General features: G+C 65.8%; 19 protein-coding genes and 1 pseudogene. 5 read left to right on the top strand and 15 right to left on the bottom strand.

The genetic code is table 11. The annotated features are described in order from the left end of the window. Nucleotides 1-204: 204 nt before the first annotated feature. Nucleotides 205-537, bottom strand: coding sequence for an ATP-dependent Clp protease adapter ClpS (gene clpS, locus ACQR07_RS00310; protein WP_008960690.1), 333 nt, complete (start codon nt 535-537; stop codon nt 205-207). 568 nt (nt 538-1,105) lie between these two features. Here clpS and ACQR07_RS00305 point away from each other — a divergent pair. Beyond that, complete coding sequence (locus tag ACQR07_RS00305; RefSeq protein ID WP_434900409.1) at nt 1,106-2,875, top strand: pilus assembly protein TadG-related protein; 1,770 nt, start codon at nt 1,106-1,108, stop codon at nt 2,873-2,875. An 89-nt stretch (nt 2,876-2,964) separates the two neighbouring features. Here ACQR07_RS00305 and ACQR07_RS00300 read toward each other — a convergent pair whose 3' ends face one another. After that, the gene (locus ACQR07_RS00300; RefSeq protein WP_434866727.1) at nt 2,965-3,306 is read right to left on the bottom strand and encodes a phasin family protein; all 342 of its coding nucleotides are present in this window, start codon (nt 3,304-3,306) and stop codon (nt 2,965-2,967) included. 409 nt (nt 3,307-3,715) lie between these two features. Here ACQR07_RS00300 and ACQR07_RS00295 point away from each other — a divergent pair, with 409 nt between their 5' ends. Continuing rightward, nucleotides 3,716-5,494, top strand: a complete 1,779-nt coding sequence (locus ACQR07_RS00295; RefSeq protein ID WP_434900408.1) for a serine hydrolase — start codon at nt 3,716-3,718, stop codon at nt 5,492-5,494. Nucleotides 5,495-5,722: 228 nt separating this feature from the next. Here the strand turns inward: ACQR07_RS00295 and ACQR07_RS00290 are convergent, their stop codons facing one another. From ACQR07_RS00290 to ACQR07_RS00275, 4 genes are all read right to left on the bottom strand, one after another. Beyond that, nucleotides 5,723-6,439: a DnaJ domain-containing protein gene (locus ACQR07_RS00290; protein ID WP_434900407.1), complete on the bottom strand. Its 717-nt coding sequence runs from the start codon at nt 6,437-6,439 to the stop codon at nt 5,723-5,725. An 88-nt stretch (nt 6,440-6,527) separates the two neighbouring features. Further along, a complete protein-coding gene (locus ACQR07_RS00285; protein WP_434900406.1) occupies nt 6,528-7,286 on the bottom strand; it encodes a VWA domain-containing protein in 759 nt (252 codons plus the stop codon). Nucleotides 7,287-7,634: 348 nt separating this feature from the next. Then, nucleotides 7,635-8,522 carry an alpha/beta fold hydrolase gene (locus tag ACQR07_RS00280; RefSeq protein ID WP_434900405.1) on the bottom strand — a complete coding sequence of 296 codons (888 nt, stop codon included), beginning with the start codon at nt 8,520-8,522 and terminating at the stop codon, nt 7,635-7,637. Nucleotides 8,523-9,078: 556 nt separating this feature from the next. Then, nucleotides 9,079-10,002 (bottom strand): division plane positioning ATPase MipZ, encoded by a 924-nt coding sequence (locus tag ACQR07_RS00275; protein ID WP_434866723.1) that lies wholly within the window; start codon nt 10,000-10,002, stop codon nt 9,079-9,081. A gap of 296 nt (nt 10,003-10,298) precedes the next feature. Here ACQR07_RS00275 and ACQR07_RS00270 point away from each other — a divergent pair. Continuing rightward, a pseudogene (locus ACQR07_RS00270) lies at nt 10,299-10,707 on the top strand (pantoate--beta-alanine ligase); the annotation flags it as partial. A gap of 47 nt (nt 10,708-10,754) precedes the next feature. On the opposite strand, the gene ACQR07_RS00265 reads toward ACQR07_RS00270, so the two are convergent. The 9 genes from ACQR07_RS00265 to mgtE all read right to left on the bottom strand — a co-directional run bounded on the left by ACQR07_RS00265 (nt 10,755) and on the right by mgtE (nt 17,807). Next, nucleotides 10,755-11,195 (bottom strand): DUF1489 family protein, encoded by a 441-nt coding sequence (locus ACQR07_RS00265; RefSeq protein WP_434900404.1) that lies wholly within the window; start codon nt 11,193-11,195, stop codon nt 10,755-10,757. A 20-nt stretch (nt 11,196-11,215) separates the two neighbouring features. After that, nucleotides 11,216-12,190 (bottom strand): hypothetical protein, encoded by a 975-nt coding sequence (locus tag ACQR07_RS00260; RefSeq protein ID WP_434900403.1) that lies wholly within the window; start codon nt 12,188-12,190, stop codon nt 11,216-11,218. A 332-nt stretch (nt 12,191-12,522) separates the two neighbouring features. Beyond that, nucleotides 12,523-12,714: a hypothetical protein gene (locus ACQR07_RS00255; protein WP_006609003.1), complete on the bottom strand. Its 192-nt coding sequence runs from the start codon at nt 12,712-12,714 to the stop codon at nt 12,523-12,525. 196 nt (nt 12,715-12,910) lie between these two features. Then, the gene (locus ACQR07_RS00250) at nt 12,911-13,279 is read right to left on the bottom strand and encodes a YidB family protein (protein WP_434900402.1); all 369 of its coding nucleotides are present in this window, start codon (nt 13,277-13,279) and stop codon (nt 12,911-12,913) included. Nucleotides 13,280-13,372: 93 nt separating this feature from the next. After that, the gene (locus ACQR07_RS00245) at nt 13,373-14,032 is read right to left on the bottom strand and encodes a glutathione S-transferase family protein (RefSeq protein WP_434900401.1); all 660 of its coding nucleotides are present in this window, start codon (nt 14,030-14,032) and stop codon (nt 13,373-13,375) included. Nucleotides 14,033-14,175: 143 nt separating this feature from the next. Beyond that, entirely contained in the window at nt 14,176-15,048 is an 873-nt protein-coding gene (locus tag ACQR07_RS00240; protein ID WP_434900400.1) for a hypothetical protein, read from the bottom strand. A 76-nt stretch (nt 15,049-15,124) separates the two neighbouring features. Next, on the bottom strand, nt 15,125-15,943 hold the full coding sequence (locus ACQR07_RS00235; protein ID WP_434900399.1) for an aldo/keto reductase: 819 nt from the start codon (nt 15,941-15,943) through the stop codon (nt 15,125-15,127). 74 nt (nt 15,944-16,017) lie between these two features. Next, nucleotides 16,018-16,308 (bottom strand): helix-turn-helix domain-containing protein, encoded by a 291-nt coding sequence (locus tag ACQR07_RS00230; protein WP_434900398.1) that lies wholly within the window; start codon nt 16,306-16,308, stop codon nt 16,018-16,020. Nucleotides 16,309-16,388: 80 nt separating this feature from the next. Then, the gene (gene mgtE / locus ACQR07_RS00225; RefSeq protein WP_434900397.1) at nt 16,389-17,807 is read right to left on the bottom strand and encodes a magnesium transporter; all 1,419 of its coding nucleotides are present in this window, start codon (nt 17,805-17,807) and stop codon (nt 16,389-16,391) included. A 91-nt stretch (nt 17,808-17,898) separates the two neighbouring features. On the opposite strand from mgtE, the gene ACQR07_RS00220 reads away from it, so the two are divergent. Together ACQR07_RS00220 and ACQR07_RS00215 are read left to right on the top strand one after the other, a co-directional pair. Further along, nucleotides 17,899-18,735, top strand: coding sequence for a polysaccharide deacetylase family protein (locus tag ACQR07_RS00220; RefSeq protein WP_434900396.1), 837 nt, complete (start codon nt 17,899-17,901; stop codon nt 18,733-18,735). Nucleotides 18,736-18,956: 221 nt separating this feature from the next. Continuing rightward, complete coding sequence (locus ACQR07_RS00215; RefSeq protein ID WP_434900395.1) at nt 18,957-20,147, top strand: polysaccharide deacetylase family protein; 1,191 nt, start codon at nt 18,957-18,959, stop codon at nt 20,145-20,147. The last annotated feature ends 59 nt before the right edge of the window (nt 20,148-20,206 follow it).

Here is a 20,206-nt window from a genome sequence, read left to right as displayed (position 1 = left end):
GTAACCCGCCAGGAATCTCCGCAAAACCCCGGCTCACTCATGGCCGTCAGCGGATGCGCGACGATCTCGGCTGGGTCGCTCGGTCCGGGCGCGAGGCCACGGGCTGCCACCCCGGCGCTCGCCGCGATCATCATTCCAACGCGGATCGGGGTTCAACCGGGCGGAGCCCCCCAGATTGCGGATCGCCGCCATGCGCACGCCGCTCTATTTCTTCTCCATCACACATTGCAACGGGTGCTGGTGCTTGCGGGCGAAATCCATCACCTGCGTCACCTTGGTCTCGGCAATCTCGTAGGTGAAGACGCCGCACTCCCCGATGCCGTGATGGTGCACGTGGAGCATGATCTTGGTCGCGGCCTCGACGTCCTTGTTGAAGAACTTTTCGAGGACGTGAACCACGAACTCCATCGGCGTGTAGTCGTCATTGAGAATCAGAACACGGTAAAGATTCGGACGCTTGGTCTTCGGCTTGACCTTGGTGATGACGGACGTCACCGGGCCGCCGGTTCCGCCAGATTTGTTGTCGTTATTGCTCATCCTAGGCGCGGATCGGTTCAATCTGGAAGTTGGCTGCGACATCGTACATGCATCAGATATGACTGCGAGGATCCCAAGAAAGGGTTTCCCGCATCGTCCCATTCGGGCGTGGTCCCTTCGAGGCACGATCGCTTCGAAGTTTGGCCCCTTCGAAGCGTGGTCCCTCCGGGATCGCCCCTCGACGGGGCCGCTTGCACGGCCCGGTGGCTGCTTTCCAGATCGCCTGTCCCAGCCGACCGGGTCCGCCCCGGACCGACACCAGAAACCGACACCAGGAATATGGGTTAGCGGCCGGTTTGCCGCAAGCATAGCCCCATCAGCCTACCCGTCACTGGACCGGCGCTCCGGCGGACCGGCGGACCGATTCCCCGCCCCGGCGATGCACAAGGTTACTCAAACCGCTCGCATTTTACAAAGCCCATTCACCGGACGTTGACAGGGAACCCCCGGCCCGCCCGATGTCAGGCCATCCTGCGGGAATGCCACGGTTTTTCATCAATTGGATTCACCGACCCTTGACGGTCTGCGCCTCGAAATGGCCGGCGAAAAACCATCAGTGGTGAACGACATGACCGATGTATCCGTCGCCCGATTCTGCCGCCGCGTGCTGCGCCGCTTCGCCGGCGACCAGCGGGGCAATATCGCGACGATCTTTGCCATCGCCCTGGTCCCAATCCTGGCCTTCGTCGGGGCCGGCGTCGATTACAGCCGCGTGAACGCCGCCAGATCGTCGATGCAGGCCGCGCTGGACTCCACCGCACTGATGTTGTCCCGCGACCTGGCACAAGGAACGATTACGGCCGCCGACGTCGGTACTAAGGCAAGCCTCTATTTCAAGGCGCTGTACACCAGCACCGACACCCAGAGCGTCTCGGTGACCGCCACTTACGTCGCGTCAACCACGACGACGCCTTCCAACATCCAGCTGACGGCGGATGGGCAGATAGCCACGCAGTTCATGAAGGTCGTGAACTTCCCGACCATGAACTTCAGCTCCAAGGCGACCACCACCTGGGGCGACGTCAAGATGCGGGTGGCGCTGGCGCTCGACAACACCGGCTCGATGGCCTCCAGCAACAAGATGACGGCCCTGCAGAATGCGGTCGCCGGCAGCGGCGGCCTGATCGACCAGCTCAGCGCGCTCGCCAAGGCACCGGGTGACGTCTACATCTCCGTCGTTCCGTTCGCCAAGGTCGTCAACGTCGGCGCCAGCAACTATTCCCAGAACTGGCTCGACTGGACCGACTGGCAGAATCCGCCGACGGTGCAGCCCAACAACGGCTCCTACCAGGCCGCAATCCCGAACAGCAATCTCACCCAGTCGCAATGGGACATGGTCGGGCCGGGATCGTCCTGTCCGTTCAAGTCCAGCAACGGCTATTATTTCGGCTGCGTCACCGGCCCGACGACCGGCAGTTCGAGCACATCGACGATCCCGAAGGCCGGCGACACCTATGCAGGCCAGATCTGCCCCGGCTACGATTCCGCCTCGCACAGCTACTACAATGGCTGCTGGACCACCGCGAAGACGGCGACCGTGGTCACCTACTGCACGGGGTCAAGCTGCAAATGCAGCAATGGTGCCAACGAGAGCTGCACCTGCACGGGCACGTCCGGCACGAGCGGCTACACCTGCAAGGTCAACACCTACAACAAGACCTGGGTCGCCAACGCCACGAGCACGTGGACCGGCTGCGTCGCCGACCGCACGCAGCCGAACGACGCCAACGGCGTGTCGCCGGCCACGTCCGACGTGGCGACGCTGTTTCCGGCCAACCAGCACATGGAGAACAGCATCCAGTACTGCGCGAGCACGGCCACGACCAAGCTCGCGGAGATCGTTCCGCTCAGCTACAACTGGAACTCGTTGAAGACGGCCGTGAATGCGATGCAGCCCACCGGTGGCACCAACCAGGCGATCGGCCTGGCCTGGGCGGTGCAGTCGCTGATCCCGAACGGCGTGCTGGGCGCGCCGGCGGAGGCGACCAACACGACCTACAACCGCGTCATCATCCTGCTGTCGGATGGTCTCAACACCGAGGACCGCTGGCCGGACTATGGCAACGGCTCCACGCAGGCCTCCGGCAATCCGATCGATGCGCGCCAGGCGCTGCTCTGCTCGAACCTGAAGAATACCAAGGACGCCAAGGGCAACGCGATGTACACGATCTACACGATCCAGGTGAATACCTCATCGCCTGCCGATCCGACGTCGACCGTGCTGCAGAACTGCGCCTCTAGCCCCGACAAGTTCTACATGCTCACCAGCTCCAGCCAGATCGTGACCACCTTCAACTCGATCGGCACCGCGCTGTCGAAGCTCCGCGTCGCCAAATAGCGCGACGAAGGACCCGTGTGACGGATCGATCAGACAACAAAAAAGCCCGGCATTTGCCGGGCTTCTGCTGTCACGCGGGCGCTTGACGATTAGTGCGTCGCCGGCGGCGTGAACTTGGAGGCAAGACCTTCGAGCGGCTTGAAAGCCTGCTTGGCGAGATCGGAGTACAGACCCGCGATCTTCTGCGAATCGGCGACGAACGTCTCATAGGCCGACTTGGCGAACTCGGTCTGCGCCTCGAGCACCTTGTCGAGCGACTTCACGCCCTGGAGCTTCTCGACGAACGACTTGGTGTCCTCGAACGACTTCTTGGTGTAGTCGCCGTAAGCGGTGGCGATCGCATGCAGGCCGTTCTGGACCGTGGTCGCGGAGTTCACGACGGTCTCGAAGTGCTCCTTGCCGTAGTTCTGGAAATCTTCAACCTTAAACATGTGGCATTCCTTTCCCTGATCTTGAGCGCCCTCAGGAAAGCCCCGGCTCCCTGACGCAGTGCAAACATACTGCACCGCACAAAGGAAATCAAGTTTCTTGTGCAACGCACAATTGAGGGCATTTGCCCCAGTCCGGGCCGAATCGCCGAGAATCCAGCAGCACGAAGCAAGGTTTCTTTAATCTTTTGGCAACCCGACCGTCCTAACCTCTCCGGTGGTCCCGGCCAACGTCGGCCGAACCGTAAAGCTGTTCTAAAACAGTGTCTTAACAAAACCTCAGTTCCGGACTTTCGATGGCAGGGCCACTTCAAGCCCCGTCAAGCGAGGCCGGCAGGTGAGATCACGGGGACGTTTGGCACAATTTCGCCTTACGGGCCGGTGATCACGTCAGAAATTGGACGGGGATTTCATGCTTCGCAAAAACTTGGCTTCCTCGCGCCTGATGCGGGTTGGCGTCTACGGGCTCCTCACCCTCAGCGTGGCAGCGCTGGTCACCGTCGACAGCGCGGAAGCGCGCCGCCGCCATCGCCATCATCACGCACGTCACTCTCCCCACAACGACGAGGGCAGCTACAGCCCCGCCTTCTCGTCGATCGTGGTAGACGGAAATTCGGGCGCGACGCTGACCGCGACCAATCCGGACGCGCTGCGCCATCCGGCGTCGCTCACCAAGATCATGACGCTGTATCTGCTGTTCGAGCGCCTCGATTCCGGCAGGATGAAGCTGGACACCGAGATGCCGGTGTCGGAACACGCCTCCGAGCAGTCACCGACCAAGCTCGGCCTGCGCCCTGGCCAGAGCATCCGCGTCGAGGACGCGATCAAGGGCCTGGTGACGCGTTCAGCCAATGACGCCGCCGTGGTCATCGCCGAAGCGATCGGCGGCGACGAGGATGAGTTCGCCAAGCTGATGACGCGCAAGGCGCGTTCGCTCGGCATGAGCCGCACCACCTATGTCAACGCGTCCGGTCTGCCGGCCGACGAGCAGATCACGACCGCGCGCGACCAGTCGATCCTGGGACGCGCGATCCAGGACCGCTTCCCGCGCTACTATCGCTATTTCTCGACCGTGGTCTTCAATTATCGCGGCCAGTCGATCCGCAACCACAATCACCTGCTCGGCAATGTCGAGGGCATCGACGGCATCAAGACCGGCTACACCCGCGCGTCCGGCTTCAACATCGTCACCTCGCTCCGCCGCGGCAACCGCCATCTGGTCGGCGTCGTTCTCGGCGGCCGCAGCGGCGGCTCGCGCGACGCCATCATGCGCAATTTGCTGGCGGAGAACCTCGAGAAGGGCGCGACCAAGCGCACCGTCGCGGCGATCGGCGAGCGCGGCGGATCCGACAATGGTGATGCGGCCGACCAGAGCTCGATGCAGCTGGCATCTGCAGCGCCGGAGACGCCCGCCCCGAGCCGTGCCGCCAAGATGATGTCGGCGCTGTCGGAAGCCACCGCAGCGTTGCCGCCGCCGGCGCCGAAAGAGGCCAAGGTCGAGCCCGCACCGATGACCTCGGGTGTGATCCAGAACCAGCCGATGTCGATCATTCCCGGCTCGACCGACCCGATGAAGCCGGTCAAGGTGAAGACGGTCCAGGTCAAGGCGGGTCCCGTCAAGCTGGCCACGGCTGCGCCGCAGCCGGTTGCTGCTGCTCCTGTCGCTGCACCTGCTCCCGCCCCCGCGCCGTTCGCGCAGCGTGTCGAAGCGGTTGCCCCCTCGCCGCCTCTCGTCCGCGCCGAAGCGCCGCGCCCCGAGCTGCCGCCGCAGCCGGCGGGGCACGGCACCGGCAACGGCATTCTCGGCGTGCTCCCGGCCTCCAGCCTGCCCCCGGCCTCCTCGCAGGCCATGGCCTACGCTCCGCCGCCGGTACAGCCCTCACCGCCGACGCAGATCGCTTCCGCCAGCCCGACGCCTGAGTCCATGCCGAAGCCCGTGGCGACGCGCAGCGGCTGGATCATCCAGGTTGGCGCGCTGGACAGCGAGGCCGAGGCGCAGAAGCGCATCGACGCCGCCCGCAGTTCGGCGCAGGGTCTCCTGAGCAAGGCCGATCCGTTCACGGAGACGGTCGCGAAGGGCGACAAGACGCTGATCCGCGCCCGCTTCGCCGGCCTCGACCGCGATCAGGCCGAAGCGGTGTGCAAGAAGCTCAAGCGCGCCGACATATCCTGCATGACCGTGCACAACTAACGCACCGCCTTCACGGCAGATGAGGCCCGCGCGACACACGCGCGGGCCTTTTTGTTTGGGCCGATGCCAGCGCAAGTCGGCGGCGCGAGTGCAAACCTCTCGTCAAGGATTTGCCGCTAGAACTTTTTCACCATGAAGAACGATCGCGCCGGATAACGGCGAAGGCCGCAGGCGTCGACGCCGCGGTGGAAGCGGGTTTCGGTCTCGTGGCGTTGGTGGCGTTCGGAGTTAGCCGTGATGCGTACGAAGCAGAGTGTCCTTGGCCTCGTTCACCCGGGCGGCGAGATACGTCGACCCCCCTTGGTCGGGATGCAGTTTCTTCATGAGCGCACGGTGGGCACGCCCGATCTCGTCACGCCCCGCGCCCGGCTGCAGGCCAAGGATCTGATAGGCCTCCTCGTCCGTCATTTTGGAACTCGACGCCGCGCGGCGCTGCCCCCCTGCCGCGTCGCCTTGCGCGTGCTGACGCCATCCGGGAAACCGGCGGTCCAGATAAGTTTCAAGTAGGGCAACGCTCTGTGCGTCGAGGCTCGGGATGACCGCCGCGAGGCGTGGCAGATCGAACTCGTCGAGCGAATGGCCGGCATGAGGGCCGGCCACGAAGCGGCCTTCGACCTGGCCGCTGTCGTGATCGAGCGCCATCTCTATGAACTGAGAGCGCACCCGCGAGCCCTGCCCCGCCGAGCGCTGCGAGCCCAGTCCGAACAGGCTGCCGACATTGCCGAACCCGGCCGGCGTCCAGCCCAGCAGCCCCGCCCCGAACACGCCGATCGGAATGGCGACCACCAGCTCGCCGCGCAGGCCGGTAAAGGCCGCCACCGCCAGACAGCCGACGCCCCCCGCAATCTTGAGCGCGCGCGCCAGCGCGGCCGGATTGGCGGAGCGGAACATCTGCAGCAACAGATACAGGGTGATGACGGCGATGACGCCAGCGATCAGTGTCATGCGACGAATATAGGACGTGCCGGAACAAAAAGCATGCGCGGACACCCGAGCAAGCGCGCGCCCGCTGTTCCGCGCGCCCCCTCGTCCGTCACCTCATCTGGTCGAGGAGCAGCGCTGCGCCGCCTCCGGTTGCGGCAAGCCGGCGCAGCGCATCACGGCCGCCCGCGGCATAGGCGGCCGCGGCACGCAGCAGTTCGCGCAGCTGCGCTGCCGCGCCGGGATCGAACCGGCACCAGGCCCCGCCGGACAGCCGCGCCATTTCACGGAAGGCCTGCTCGGCGACCGCATCATCGCCCTCCTGAAACAGGAACAAGGGAACCTTGAGGATGCCGAGCTCCCCGGCCCTGGCGCAGAGATCGTCGACGTTCTCCTCCATCGCGTCGCCGACGAAAACGACGGCGCGAATGCCTTCCGCTGTCGCGTTGCGCCGGGCCTGACCGAGCACTTTGCCGATCTGCGTCTTGCCGCCGCGGCAATCGATCTTGCCCATCAGTCGCGCGAATTGAGTGCTGTCGGAGATCCAGCCCGTCGCGCGACACTCGTTGAAGCCGCGGTAGTAGACGAGGCGGATATCAAGGCTGCCCAGCGCAGCGGCCTCGCGGAACATCTCGGCCTGCAGGGCGCAGGCCAAGTCCCAGGTCGGCTGCCGGCTCAGCGTCGCGTCGAGCGCAAACACCAGCCTGCCTGTGGCGCCCTGCGCCACGGGCGCCATGGCACGGGCCTGTGCGACGAACGCGGCAATCGCGTCGGGGTTGGACTGTCCGGCGCCGGGCCGAAGATCCCCGGACCTGCGGTCGCCTTCCGACGTGACGGAGCCATCGCGGAACTTGGAAGAACCATCGCCCATGTCTGCTCACCCGCTGGTATGAGCAGGTGGAAACGTGGCGAGTGCGCTGAAGTTCAGTGGCCGCGGTCGGCTACGCCGCAGGCATCACGGCGTGCAAAGATCTCTGCCCGAAGCGTTGGATCAATCGGTCCCGTTCTGCACCCGCACGAGCGTCTGCTCAGAACCGGCGTTTTCGGGCTGAGCTTTCGCCGTCCCTGCCGTTGTCACGCGCCGCGAATGCGGACCATCCAGTACTCCGCAGCAGAGGATATCGAACCGCAGTGTCACCGCTTACTGGATCGCCCGCCTTCGCAGACGATGACAGCAGAGTTTACATGATCAATGCGCCAGGACGTTTGAAGTGGTCACCTAGTGCGTCAACGGCTTGACGGGCGGAGCGCTCTTGCCGACCGGCGCAAAGGGGGCGACAGGCCCCGGATCGAGCAGCGGCGTTTTCGACTTGACCGGCGAGATGGCGCTCGAGGCGTCACTGTCTGCCAGGAACTTGTCGAGCATGGCCTGGATCGACTCCTTGGCGTCGTCGGGCCCGGTGTCACGCATGTCGTTGTGCTGGAAGTCCGTCTTGACGACGGTGATGCCTTCCTTCTCGCAGATCTCCTCGTCCGGAACGACGCCGGGATCGGCCTTGAACTTCGGATCATTGGAGCGGAACGACAGGATCTTGAACTTGCCGTCGGTCACGAACGGAACGCGCAGATTGTCCAGCGTCACCACCTTGCGGACTTCTTCCGGATACTGCTTGGCGAAGTACATGGTGATGTCGCCGCCCATCGAATGGCCGACGACGGTGAGATGATCGTAGTCCGCATTCGGCCGGACCTGGCGCATCTGCTCGATTGCGAACTTGATGTTGGCAACGCCGCGCTGGATCTGCGGCAGGCGGCCGACATAGAGCTCGCCGACCTTCGTCACCATGGGCGCATCGGTCGGGAGATCATGCTGAATGCTGACCGCAAGGTAGCCGCGCGCAGCAAACACGTTCGCCAGGAACGAGTATTCCGTGAACTTGACCGTGTTGCCGTGGTTGAGCACGGCCACCGGAAGCTTGATCATGCCGGCCTCGGCCTGCATATCCTTGTCACGTCGCACCGCCAGGTCGACCTCGACCAGGCGATTGCCACGCGACGGATCGTAGAACCGCACGGTCTCGTGCCGGATCGCCCACTTGCTGGCCGTGAAGTAGCCGACGGCCGCCAGGACACTGACAGACAGAAGAACGGTTATTCCACGCTTCATGTTCGTCCCTCGGGGGTCCACAACCCAAAGTCGCTCGGTTCTCGCAAGACTCTCGCGGACCGTTCTGTTCAATATACGTAACGGTCCGATGACAGGAAGGCCAAATGTTGTGTCGTCCGCGCCTGTTCGTTGTGCGGCGCACTTAGTTGCTGTGCAGCAATTCCGGTTCCCGCGCCTTCCTTGTGACCGCGAACTCTGAACGTCCGGTTCAGAGCAGTTCTCAATTTGCCGGTAATTTAGCCAAAACGACGACATGGGCCTTTGACCTACGACAAAACCCGCCGTCGCAGACCGCGCTGTCCAAGCCACCGGCAGACATGGTCGTAATCAGGACCAGCCCGCCAGCCAAGGCGCGAGATGTCTCAGCGACGCCTCGTCTCAGTCGTGGAGCTGGACAGCTTGTTCAGGACGACTTCAACAGGCGGCGCCCTGGGATACTCACCGGAATACCGCGCACCTGAGGGGACGATTTCACGACCGCGATCGCGTCTCGCTTGTGCGTCACCGGGCCGCCTGAACGGTGGGGCCGGCGCGGGCCGCCCTCGAACCAGCCGGCTCAGGCGCTGATGATGTCGTGAAGGTCGAGCGGCTTGTCGACCTGGGCGAACCACTCGGCGCGATTGGCAGCGCGGCGGCGGCCGCGCTCGTCGAGCGGCAGCTTGAGCTGGCGCAGCAGGCTCGTCACCTCCTCCCGCGCCGTGACGTGTCCGAGATTGGGGCGCGTACCGAGCGTCGCCTCGTCGATGTCGTCCAGCGCCGTCAGGCCGCGCGGGAAGAACTCGCGGTAGACGACGCGCTCGGCGAAGCCGTCGATGGCGCGGAAGCCGAGCCGCAGCGACAGGTCCTTGAGACCTTCAGCCACCAACTGCTTGTTGCGCGAGCCGAGCATCGACAGCCGATTGCGAACCACGATCCAGTCGGTCATGGCGCCGTCGATCTGCCGGCGCTTGCGCCTGACGTCGCGCACCATCTCGGCATAGTGGCTCTCGCCGGTGACAGCATAGGTCGCCGGATCGACCGTGCCGAGCACGTCGAAATCCAGGAAGCTGTCGTTGATCGGCGTCACCAGCGTATCGGCCATCGAATGCGCCAGGCGCATCAGGTAGCTGTCGTTGCCTGGCGTATCGACGACGATGAAATCGAACGCATGTTCGACCGAACTCACCGCTTCCATGAACTGCTGGAACTCGGTGTTCTCGTTCTCGTCGATCTGCAGGGTCTGACCGAGCTGGATGCAGTAGTGAGTCGGCAGCTCGAGGTGCAGCCCCGTCCGGCGCGCCCAGGCGCTGCGGTTGTTGATGTAGTGGGTGAAGCTCTGCTGGCGGCAGTCCAGGTCGATGGTGGCCACTCGCTGGCCGGCCTTGAGAAGCGCAACGGCAATGTGCAGGGCGGTGGTGGACTTTCCCGACCCGCCCTTCTCGTTTCCAAGCACAACCACGTGGGCCGAGCCCGATTGTCCTTGGCTAGTCTGCACCAGCATGTTTTCGACCCCTTGGGATCATCTTCGAGTCACGGTCGTCTGCGGTCAAGTGAAATGCATCGTCATCGTGAATCCCACGGGGGACGCATCCTCCGCTACTACTTGGCGCGCGCGTTTACCAACTCCGCATGTCATGCGGAGCCGTGCTAACAGGCGTATTCAAGTAAGCTGAGCGGCTTGTCGCGTTCTTGTGAAAGGCAGCCGAGCGAGCGTCAAGGCCGAACAGGAAAACAGCGATTTTTCGCTGTCAGATCGAGCAAAAATGTCACGACCCCACGCACGAAACGCCAGCATAACTCGTGCCGACCATGGCCGTGCTGCATCACGGCCACATCCCGCTCGTTCGCCTGGCGAAGCGCCGCGCCGACAAGAGCCTTGACTCGCGTTCGGTCAACCCGACTCAGCTCGCGCCAACGCAGGATTTCGGCTCATACCCGCGTACCTGGAAGGAGGATCTGCCAAGCTTGCGGCGGTGCGCGTCGATCTGATCACCCTGACGCGCAGACGATGCTTCCCGACGGAGTGGTGACTCGGATCGCTGCCGAGGACGCGTGCTGGCATCGAGGACGCAGCGATCAATGGTGAGATGGACTATCAGCAGCTTCGTGTCGACGCACCGATCGCGTGCGACCTCGATCTCGCGTGCGTGTGGTGGAGTCCGGTACGGTGCACGAACGCGATGGGCTCGCGAGTCCCAAGCGGGACCGTGCCACGCGCCGTGAGCACGCCTGGGACGCGCAACCCGCGGCGCGCTACAGCAGCCCGAGATCGCGCAGCTCGCGGCGCAGCGGCTCGGGCATCGCTTCGAGGCCGGCGGCGCCGGCCTTGCCGAGATCGGCGGGAGCGTCCTCCGGTGCCAGATAGCGCCAGCCCTGGAACGGCCGCATCGGCCGCGGCGACACCGCGATCACCTTCGGCTGCATGATGATGCGGCACCGGCCTATGCCGTCGCCGTCGCGGAACGGCTCGAGGCCGACGATCTTCTCCCGCGCCGCGACCTCACCGCGGATCACCCAGTACAGCGAGCCGCCGTCGAGAATGTCCTCGACGCGCTTCGGTGTCATGCGCGTGACATGGACATGCTGCTGCGGCAGGCCCTTCTTCTTGGCCGCGAGCATGCGCTCGGCGATCCAGTCCTTGAGGTCTTTGACCGACTCGCAGCCGACGGCCAGCTTGATCAGATGCAGAGGCATGATGACGCTTCGACCGAAACCTATTCGTTGTTGGCAGCCGGCTCAGCCGCCTCGGGGGCCGCCTGCTGCGCGGTTGCGGGTGGCTTCGGCTTCGGCGCGGCGCCTTTCTTGGCCGCCGGCGCCTGGGCGTGGCTGGCAGCAACCGTCGCCGGCGGTGACGGCGCCGGCGCAAGCTGGGTCGGCGGCTTGGGGGCAGCCGAGCGCGTCGACGCTGTCGGCTCGGGATTCATGATGCTGACCGGAGGGGTGTTCGACGAGCTCGGAAACTCGGCATTGGTCGGCTTACCGGTCGGCGCCGACGGCGCCAGGCCCGCAAAGGTTCCTGCCGGGGCGCTAGGCACCGCCGCCTGGGCGGCCGGCGCATTCCATTGCGAGGCATAGCGCGTCACCAGCCCCTCATAGGTCCGGCCTTCCATGTTGTTGACGAGCTGCTGGCGGTCGCCGACGGCGCGGAACGCCACGCAATCCGTCGGCGTGCAGCGGTCGCGCGTCAGCAGCACATAGGCCATCAGCCCGTAGCGATCGCGCTCCACGGCGCGGCGCAACGCGAGCAGCTCCGCGGTCATCACCTTGTTGGCGGTCGCGATGTCTCCGGCGAGCGCAAGCCGGCTCAGCATGCCCGCGGCGTAGCTCACCGCAGCCGCCGTCATCTCCGGCGTGCCGAACAGGCTGCGTTCGCAATTCGACAGGACCAAATCGCCGGCCAGATCGTCGATGCAGGCCAGTGCCGGCGGCGAGGCACCGACCGACGCCGTCGTCGCCGGCTCGCCATTGCCGGGGCGCCCGTCCTGGTTCTGCATCATCGACGCCACTGCGATGCCGACGGCCAGCAGGGTGATCACGGTCAGGGCGCCGTTTGCCACCGATTTCTCGGCTCTGAGCAGGGTGACCAGCACGATCAGCGAGAAGAATCCCGCAGCGGCCACGGTAAGCCACATCGGGAACGCCGGCGAGCTCAGAAGTTGGTCGAACGAGGTGGGCCAGGTCGAGTTCATGCGCGCTGATTCCTGACGCGGGCGGGAAAAACCGCCCCTGACGGCGTCCTGGCATGAGACGCCCGTGAAACGATCATCAAATCCAAACGATCACCCAATCCATTGCGGCCCCGTCCACGACAATAAGACGATTCCAAGCCCCTTGCGGGCTTAGGATGGTGCGGAGCTACCCACTATCCCCAGGGGGATCGCGCAAGCTTTCGTGTCCGTCCGTCGCGCCTCGGCAGGCTCCACCGACGGAGTTCCGTCTCCTCTCGTTCGACTCGTTTCTATCTTTGTCGACCCTCGTCGACCCCTTGGACCGGCCGCGTCCGCCGACACGGCCGAGATCGTCAAGACAAGGCCAATTGGCTCTCCCTGGCAACCCGCTCAAAGGCTTCCGTCGAGCTTTTGATCCGATACTGGCAGTCGTCACCTTCGGTCGGAAGTTGCCGGATGATCTCGTAGGTGCCACTGGCCGCCGGGCGCGAGACGTTGCTCGCGGTGAAATAGACGGTCGATCCAATCGGGAACTTGTGTTTCAACGCCCTCTCCTGCTCGGATGCCGGCAAGAGCCCCTGGTCCCGCTGCCCGGGCCGGCGTGTCTTTATAAACTGGCGCCTCTATAGCACGACGCTGCCGGCGCTGGCCAGCGACCTCGCAGCAAAGAACGAGGCAATTTTCCAGCCGTATCAGCAGGATACCGTGACGAATTGCGGCGCGGCCGGAGCGCCAGCCCGGTCAGGCGGAAGGCGGCAGCTGGCCATGCGGGCTGGCGTGATCCACCGCGAGCGGCAGCTGCTCGGCTAGGATCTTCGACAACTGGTCCACGGGCACGTTGAAGCGGGCGGCGAGCTGCCTGACCACGTCGCTGCCGAGCACCTCCTGCAGCTGCTGTGCGGAAATCGGCAGGTTCTGGCCGTTGCCAAGCCAGGATTTGACCTGGGCGCCGAAGCCGGCCTGTTCCAGCTTGGCCACGATGGCGCCGAGCCCGCCCTGCCCGCCCTGGCCCAAGACCTCGTTGAGCACGGCCGGGAGCACGGCGGCCTCGAGCTGGCCCAGGGCGCCCTGCAGCGCCGGCGAGTTGCGCAACGTGTCGAACAGTCCCATCGTCATTCGCTCCATGGCTGGCGTGCAGCGCCCAGCGGATCGCGGCGCGGGCGTGGCGTCAAGCGCCGCGCGCCTGCGCTGCCGCTCACGCCATCACACCTTCTCGACCCGTTCGATGATCCAGTCTTCGGCAAGCCCGTCCTTCACCCAGGCCGCGAACGCCGGCATCGCCATCATGGTCGCCATGTAGGCCTTGGTGTCGGCGGCCACCGGAACCGCAAAGGTGTGGAACCGGGTGACGACGGGAGCGAACATGGCATCGGCGGCGCCGAACCGGCCGAACAGGAACGGGCCAGCGCTGCCGTGGCGCGTCCTGCAGTCGCGCCAGATCTCCTCGACCCGGGCGATGTTGGCCTTGGCGTCCGCCGACAGCGCCACCGGCTGTACCGGCCGGTGCAGGTTCATCGGACATTCGTTGCGCAGCGCCTGGAAGCCGGAATGCATCTCGGCGCACACCGATCGCGCGTGAGCCCGCGCGGCGGCATCGTCGGGCCACAGCCCCGCATCCGGAAAGCGCTCGGCGAGATACTCGATGATCGCAAGCGAGTCCCACACCGAGACAGCGCCATCGATCAGGATCGGCACCTTGCCGGCGGGCGAATGACTGACGATGCGCGCCTTGTCGGCGGGATCGTCGGTGTAGAGCGGGATCACGACCTCCTCGAAGGCGATGTCGCAGCCGCGCAGAGCGAGCCACGGACGCATCGACCACGACGAGTAGTTCTTGTTGCCGATCACCAGCTTCAGGGTCATGTCGCAATGTCTCCGATCAGGGCGTCGTGCGGATCGCCCGAGGCCGGTCACCACACGCTCCCGGCATGGAGAACGCATACAGGATCACGGGCGAGCGCGTCGACAGGAAGGCATCACGTCGCTCGCGGTCTCGTCCGGCTCGCTCAGCCGCCGAAATCCTGTGGCCGGAACGACATCTCCAGCACGCGCCACTCCGCGTAGCGATCCGCCGGCAGCATCGAATAGGGCTGGCACGCATCGAGCGCTGCGATCACGCTCTGCTTCAGCTGCAGCGCCTTGACCGCCTTCTCGGGATTGGAGGGGCCGCCGAGCATCTCCGGTTCGGCCGTCAGCCGGCCCTCGGGCGTCATTTCGACGACGAGCTTCACGAAGATGTCGTCCGATCGCGACAGCGAGGCCGGTAGCCGCGCACAGGTCTTGAAGCGTTGGCGCATCGCCGCTTCCAGATCGGCTGCCAGCGCCTTGGTCGCACTGGCGCCGACCTCCGGATTGTTCCCCGCAGGCAACGGGAGCATCGGATCGGGCAACCCCAGGCGGACGCCGTATTTGACCGTGATGTCCGGCTCGGCGGGAACGTAGCTCGGCGCGGCAGCAGCTGCGGGCGCCGGCGGCGGAGCCGCTTTCGCCGCAGCAAGCTTGCTTTCCGCCTTGGCGGCCTTCGCAGACTTGGCCGGCGGCGTGGGCTGCTGCGGCGCCGCCGGTGGCGGCTTCGACGGCGACTGGGCCTCGGGTTGCGGGGGCGGCGCTGCGGCAGCGGGCGGAGCCGGCGCTGGCGGCGGGGAGTTCAGTGCGAATTGCGGCAGCGATGGTTCGGGCGTCGGCGACGGTGACGGCGTCACGGCGGGCTCCGGGGTCTTGGGCGGCTCATCGGGATCGACGACATCGACCGCGATCTCGTCAGTCCTGGAAAGCTCGTAGGGACGCACCGTGGTCGAGACCGTGACCCCGCCGAGGATCAGGAGATGGGCCAGCACGGAAGCGGCGATGCCCCACCATATGACCTGCCAACGTTCCATGCTGATTCGCTGCACCCGCGCGCGAGCCCGCCTGCCCGCTCGACGACCCCAGTGTAGCGGCTCGGGCGCGCGCCCCTCAATCCCATTTGGGCGCGAAGGCGAAGGTGGTCATCCGCCCCTCGGGGCTGCCCATGGCGAAGATGTCGGCCATGTCCTGCTCGGACAGCTCGAAGTCGAACACCTCGAGGTTCTCGGACAGCCGTTCGATCTTCGAGGTGCGCGGGATCGCCACCACGTTCTGCTGCACCAGCCAGCGCAGGCAGACCTGCGCCGGGCTCTTGCCGTGGAACTGGCCGATCCGCGTCAGCGTCGGATCGTTCTTGATCTTGCCCTTGGCGATCGGACTGTAGGCCACCACGGCGAGCCCGTGCCGGGCGCAGGCCTCGCGAACCCTGGTCTGGTCCAGATAGGGGTGATACTCGACCTGGTCGCACACCAGCGGCTCCGGCGAGACCGCCACCGCCTCGTCGATCAGGGCGACGGTGAAATTCGACACGCCGATATGGCGCGCCAGGCCGAGCGTCTTGGCATGCGCCAGCGCGCCGAGCGTCTCCGCCAGCGGCACGTGCGGGTTGGGCCAGTGCAGCAGCAGCAGGTCGACCTCGGAGACGCGCAGGCGGACCAGGCTGTCCTTGGTCGAGCGCTCGAGATCATTCGGCGCGAAATGCGTCGTCCAGATCTTGGTGGTCAGAAACACCTCGTTGCGCCGGACGCGCGATGCGCGCAGCCCTTCGCCGACCTCGTGCTCGTTCTCATAGACCTGGGCGGTGTCGATGTGCCGATAGCCGAGCGTGAGCGCCTGCTCGACGATGCGGGTGCAGGTGCGTCCGCGCAATTCCCAGGTCCCCAGACCGAGGGCGGGAATCCTGGCACCGTTGGCGTCGATCATCAGCATGGCCGTGCACTCCAGACGCGTGCAGCATTATGCACGCCACACGCTCACGGTGCCACGCAGGCCGCGTTTTTAGCTTAAGTCTTAGCTAAGGCGGCGAACACCGTGTCGGGCGCGTGGGCGATGACGGTCAGCAAGGCGCGCGCCGGGCCGCGCGGCATGCGCTTGCCCTGCTCCCAGTTGCGAATGGTCTCGACGGGAACGCCGAGCTTGGCTGCGAACTCCTGCTGGGTCAGCTGCACGCGGCGGCGGAGATCGCGGACCTCGAGCGGAGCCGCGGGTGCCGCCATCGACGGCGCAAGCGGGAATTCACCGCCGTCCCGCAGTTCAACGATTCGCCCGTCCGCCTTCAGCCGCAAGCGTTGCATGATCCGACTCCGTCTCAGGCGACAGTGTCGCCGAGCCGCGTTAAGGCCGGATTAACGATATAAGTCGTTCAGGCACCGTACTATTTCAGGCCGAACCAGAGCGTCGCAATCCCTAAGAATGAGAAGAAGCCGACGACGTCGGTCACCGTGGTCACGAAGGTCCCCGAGGCGACGGCAGGATCGGCGCGGACCCGCTCGAGCACCATCGGGATCAGGATGCCGCCGAGCGCGCCGGCAACGAGGTTGGAGATGATCGCAAGGCCGATCACGATGCCGAGGCCGGGCGTCTTGAACCAGGCCACCGCGGCAACCCCGGTGATCAGCGCGAAGGCAATGCCGTTGACCAGCCCGACCAGGGCCTCGCGCAGCACCACCCGGGTGGCATTGTTGGCGCCGAGCTCGCGCGTCGCCAGCGCGCGCACCGCGACCGTCATGGTCTGGGTCGCGGCATTGCCGCCCTGGCTGGCAACGATCGGTGCGAGCACGGCGAGCGCCACCATCTGCTGCAGTTGGCCCTCGAACAGGCCGAGCACCGAGGATGCCAGGAACGCGGTGGCGAGGTTGATCAGGAGCCAGTTGAAGCGCGCCTTGGCGATCGTCCAGACGCTGTCGGAGAGTTCCTCGTCGCGCGACACGCCGCCGACCGCCTTGAAATCCTCGTCGGCCTCCTCCTCGATCACGTCGACGACGTCGTCGATGGTGATGACGCCGACCAGCCGGTTCTCGGCATCGACGACCGGCGCTGCGACCAGATTGTACTTGCCGAACAGCCGCGCCACCTCGGCAAGATTGTCGGTGACCGTCACGCGGCGGCGGTCCTCGTCGATGAGTTCGGCGAGCGGCACCGGACGGCGAGAGCGCAGCAGCGCATCGAGCGAGACCGCGCCCTGCCAATGCCGCGCGTCGTCCACCGCGTAGATCTCGTAGAAGCGCTCGGGCAGATCGCGCGTCTCGCGCATGTAGTCGATCGCCTGTCCCACGGTCCAGGCCGGCGGAACCGCGATGAACTCGCTCTGCATGCGGCGGCCGGCGGAACCTTCGGGATAGTCGAGGCTGCGCTCGAGCAGGTCGCGCTCGGACGGCGGCAGGCGCTCGAGGATTTCCTCCTTGTCCTCCTCGTCGAGGCTTTCCAGAAGCTCGACCGCGTCGTCGGATTCGAGCTCGCGGACACCCTCGGCGACGGTGGCCGGCTCCAGCTCCTCGAGGATTTCCTCGCGGACTGCATCGTCGACCTCGTTGAGCGCCGAGAAGTCGAAATCGGTGCCGGTGAGCTCGACCAGCCGGACACGGTGATCCGGCGCGAGCGCGGCGATCAGGTCGCCGAGATCGGCCTCGTGGAGCTCGGCCACCTCGGCGCGCAGAAACGCCTCGTCCTCGGCGCCGATGGCGGCGGTAATGGTCTCGATGAATTCGGGGCGAATCTCGCCGGATTCGGTGCGCATTCCGGCGCGATCGAGTAGAGTTGCATCTGCAGGGGCAACGTCCGATGTCTCGTTCATGACGTGCCTCACGAGCCTTGAATCAGAGCAACTGGTCTGATTTGTGCTTCACGCATTACATAATCGGCAACGGCGAGTGCAACGGGAAAAGATGTCTCAGGCGCGGTGGACGATTGGATGGGTAAATGCAGCCGGCGCAGCCGCCGCGCTGCTTGCCGGCCACTGCGCCCTCGCCGCGCCGGCCGGCTGTCCGCGCGAGGGCACGCTCGGCACCTCCCGCGTCCTCACCGTCGACCCGACGCAATATCCGCGCATCGGCCTGAAGAGCTTTCCGGACACGCTGCCGCTGCATGACGGCGAGGTCGTCCTGACATTCGACGACGGCCCCTCGCCGCCGATGACCGGCAAGGTGCTCGCGGCACTCGCCAAGGAGTGCGTGCAGGCGACGTTCTTCCTGGTCGGCAAGCCGGCCTCGGGCCGCGCCGCGCTGGTGAAGAAGATCGCGGCGGAGGGACACACGATCGGCCATCACAGCTTCACGCATGCGCATTTCGCGCACATCACGCCCGAGCAGGCGGTCGAGGAGATCGACCGCGGCATTGCCGCCGACGAACAGGCGCTCAACGGCGTCGAGACGACGACGCCGTCGACGCCGTTCTTCCGCTTCCCCTATTTCGAGTCGACGCCGGCCACGCTCGACCTGCTGGCCTCGCGCGGCATCGCCGTGTTCGGCGCCGACCTATGGGCCAGCGATTGGAACCCGAAGTCGCCGCAACAGACCATGAATGTGCTCACGAGCCGGCTCAGTCAGGCGCGCAAGGGCATCATCCTGCTGCACGACCCGCAGCCGCGCACGGTGGCCATGCTGCCCTCGTTCCTGCGCTATCTCAGGGAACATGGTTATCGCGTCGTCCACGTGGTGCCGGCAAAGCCCGGAGAGCCCGAGCAGCACAGCGAAAGCCCCGCGGACAAGTCAAATGGCGGTTAATCCGCCGTTCAGGGCCGATATCTACCATTGACTGTGCCCATTCGGGCAAGTCCGACCCTCTTGCAATCCGGCAACAGCCGCGGGCAAACGGGAACGCGGGTCGATGTCATGTCGCGATGGCCGAACATCCCTGCTATGCCTTGGCGGTCGGTTGCCCGCGCCCCTGGCGTTCGACACAACATGGATCATCGACGAGCTTGGCCAAGGGCCGTGAAGAGAACATGAGCAGCGTAGTGCGTGATCGTGCGAAAGCGTGGGCCGGACGGCCATCATGGGTCGCAGTGCTGCTGGGCGCCCTCGCCTGCTTCGCATCGAGCCCGCGCGCATCGGCCGCCGATTGTCCCGGCCATCCCAACGCGCTCGGCACCTCGCGCATCCTGGTCGTCGATCCGCATGAGCATCCGCGCATCGGCGCGATGCAGTACAAGGAAACGCTGCCGCTTGCCGATCACGAGGTGGTGCTCACCTTCGACGACGGACCGCTGCCGAAATACAGCAATCAGGTACTGCAGATCCTGGCCGACGAATGCGTCCAGGCGACGTTCTTCACGATCGGGCGCCAGGCGCAGGCCAATCCCGAAGGCGTGCGCAAGCTCGCAGCCGCCGGTCACACGATCGCCACGCACAGCTATACCCACCCGCTCACCTTCAACCGGATGACGCTGGACAAGGCCAAGCCGGAAGTCGATCAGGGCATCGCCTGGACCTCGGCCGCGCTCACCGATCCGTCCGCACTGTCGCCGTTCTTCCGCGTCCCCGGCCTGCTCCGCGGCGACGCGGTCGAAAGCTACGCCGCTTCCCTCGGCCTGCAGATGTGGAGCGCGGACTTCCTGGCGGATGACTGGCGCAACATCTCCGGCGCCAAGGTCCATGAGCTTGCGATCAAGCGGCTGGAGGCGCGCGGCAAGGGCATCCTGCTGCTGCACGACATTCACGCGCGCACCGTCGCCGCGCTGCCGAAGATCCTGGCCGACCTGAAGGCGAAGGGTTATCGCATCGTGCACGTGGTGGCGGCAACGCCGGATCGTCCGGCCACGCCGACCGAACCCGACGACTGGCTGGTGCATCGTCCGTCCGACGAGACGCCGGTGGCGAGATGGCCCGCGATCACGCCCGTCGATCTCACTGGCGCCGATACCAACGCTCGTGCCGCGCTCGACGATTTCGGGATGCTCAGCCTGCCGCCGGCAGCCGAGGCGCAGCGGAAGCAGATGTGGCCGCGTCCCTCGCTGGGCGCGCGCATGGCAACGGCGCCGGCATTGCCGGCGCCCTCGGCCGATCTGTTTGCCTGGCCGCCCAAGGCTCCGCTGGCCACGTTGACCTCACAGCGGCGTCAGGTCGCGCGCGTCGAGCGCCAGGCCGTGAAGCCGCCCGCGCGGCCGCTCCGTATCGCCAGCCTGAGGCGGCGCTGATCGTCGTCGAGACCCCACGGCCGAGCGCGGATTGCGCCGGCCTTCTCCCGCTGTCGGCG

This window comes from Bradyrhizobium sp. HKCCYLS20291, assembly GCF_051167715.1.
GTDB lineage: Bacteria > Pseudomonadota > Alphaproteobacteria > Rhizobiales > Xanthobacteraceae > Bradyrhizobium.
The sequence above is the reverse complement of the archived record's forward strand: the minus strand, read 5'-3'. Positions and strand labels throughout refer to the sequence as shown.

Excerpts from the sequence above, each read along its gene's own strand:
- clpS (WP_008960690.1), bottom strand. The coding sequence starts at position 537 with ATGAGCAATAACGACAACAAATCTGGCGGAACCGGCGGCCCGGTGACG.
- ACQR07_RS00305 (WP_434900409.1), top strand. The coding sequence starts at position 1,106 with ATGACCGATGTATCCGTCGCCCGATTCTGCCGCCGCGTGCTGCGCCGC.
- ACQR07_RS00300 (WP_434866727.1), bottom strand. The coding sequence starts at position 3,306 with ATGTTTAAGGTTGAAGATTTCCAGAACTACGGCAAGGAGCACTTCGAG.
- ACQR07_RS00295 (WP_434900408.1), top strand. The coding sequence starts at position 3,716 with ATGCTTCGCAAAAACTTGGCTTCCTCGCGCCTGATGCGGGTTGGCGTC.
- ACQR07_RS00290 (WP_434900407.1), bottom strand. The coding sequence starts at position 6,439 with ATGACACTGATCGCTGGCGTCATCGCCGTCATCACCCTGTATCTGTTG.
- ACQR07_RS00285 (WP_434900406.1), bottom strand. The coding sequence starts at position 7,286 with ATGGGCGATGGTTCTTCCAAGTTCCGCGATGGCTCCGTCACGTCGGAA.
- ACQR07_RS00280 (WP_434900405.1), bottom strand. The coding sequence starts at position 8,522 with ATGAAGCGTGGAATAACCGTTCTTCTGTCTGTCAGTGTCCTGGCGGCC.
- ACQR07_RS00275 (WP_434866723.1), bottom strand. The coding sequence starts at position 10,002 with ATGCTGGTGCAGACTAGCCAAGGACAATCGGGCTCGGCCCACGTGGTT.
- ACQR07_RS00265 (WP_434900404.1), bottom strand. The coding sequence starts at position 11,195 with ATGCCTCTGCATCTGATCAAGCTGGCCGTCGGCTGCGAGTCGGTCAAA.
- ACQR07_RS00260 (WP_434900403.1), bottom strand. The coding sequence starts at position 12,190 with ATGAACTCGACCTGGCCCACCTCGTTCGACCAACTTCTGAGCTCGCCG.
- ACQR07_RS00250 (WP_434900402.1), bottom strand. The coding sequence starts at position 13,279 with ATGGGACTGTTCGACACGTTGCGCAACTCGCCGGCGCTGCAGGGCGCC.
- ACQR07_RS00245 (WP_434900401.1), bottom strand. The coding sequence starts at position 14,032 with ATGACCCTGAAGCTGGTGATCGGCAACAAGAACTACTCGTCGTGGTCG.
- ACQR07_RS00240 (WP_434900400.1), bottom strand. The coding sequence starts at position 15,048 with ATGGAACGTTGGCAGGTCATATGGTGGGGCATCGCCGCTTCCGTGCTG.
- ACQR07_RS00235 (WP_434900399.1), bottom strand. The coding sequence starts at position 15,943 with ATGCTGATGATCGACGCCAACGGTGCCAGGATTCCCGCCCTCGGTCTG.
- ACQR07_RS00230 (WP_434900398.1), bottom strand. The coding sequence starts at position 16,308 with ATGCAACGCTTGCGGCTGAAGGCGGACGGGCGAATCGTTGAACTGCGG.
- mgtE (WP_434900397.1), bottom strand. The coding sequence starts at position 17,807 with ATGAACGAGACATCGGACGTTGCCCCTGCAGATGCAACTCTACTCGAT.
- ACQR07_RS00220 (WP_434900396.1), top strand. The coding sequence starts at position 17,899 with ATGTCTCAGGCGCGGTGGACGATTGGATGGGTAAATGCAGCCGGCGCA.
- ACQR07_RS00215 (WP_434900395.1), top strand. The coding sequence starts at position 18,957 with ATGAGCAGCGTAGTGCGTGATCGTGCGAAAGCGTGGGCCGGACGGCCA.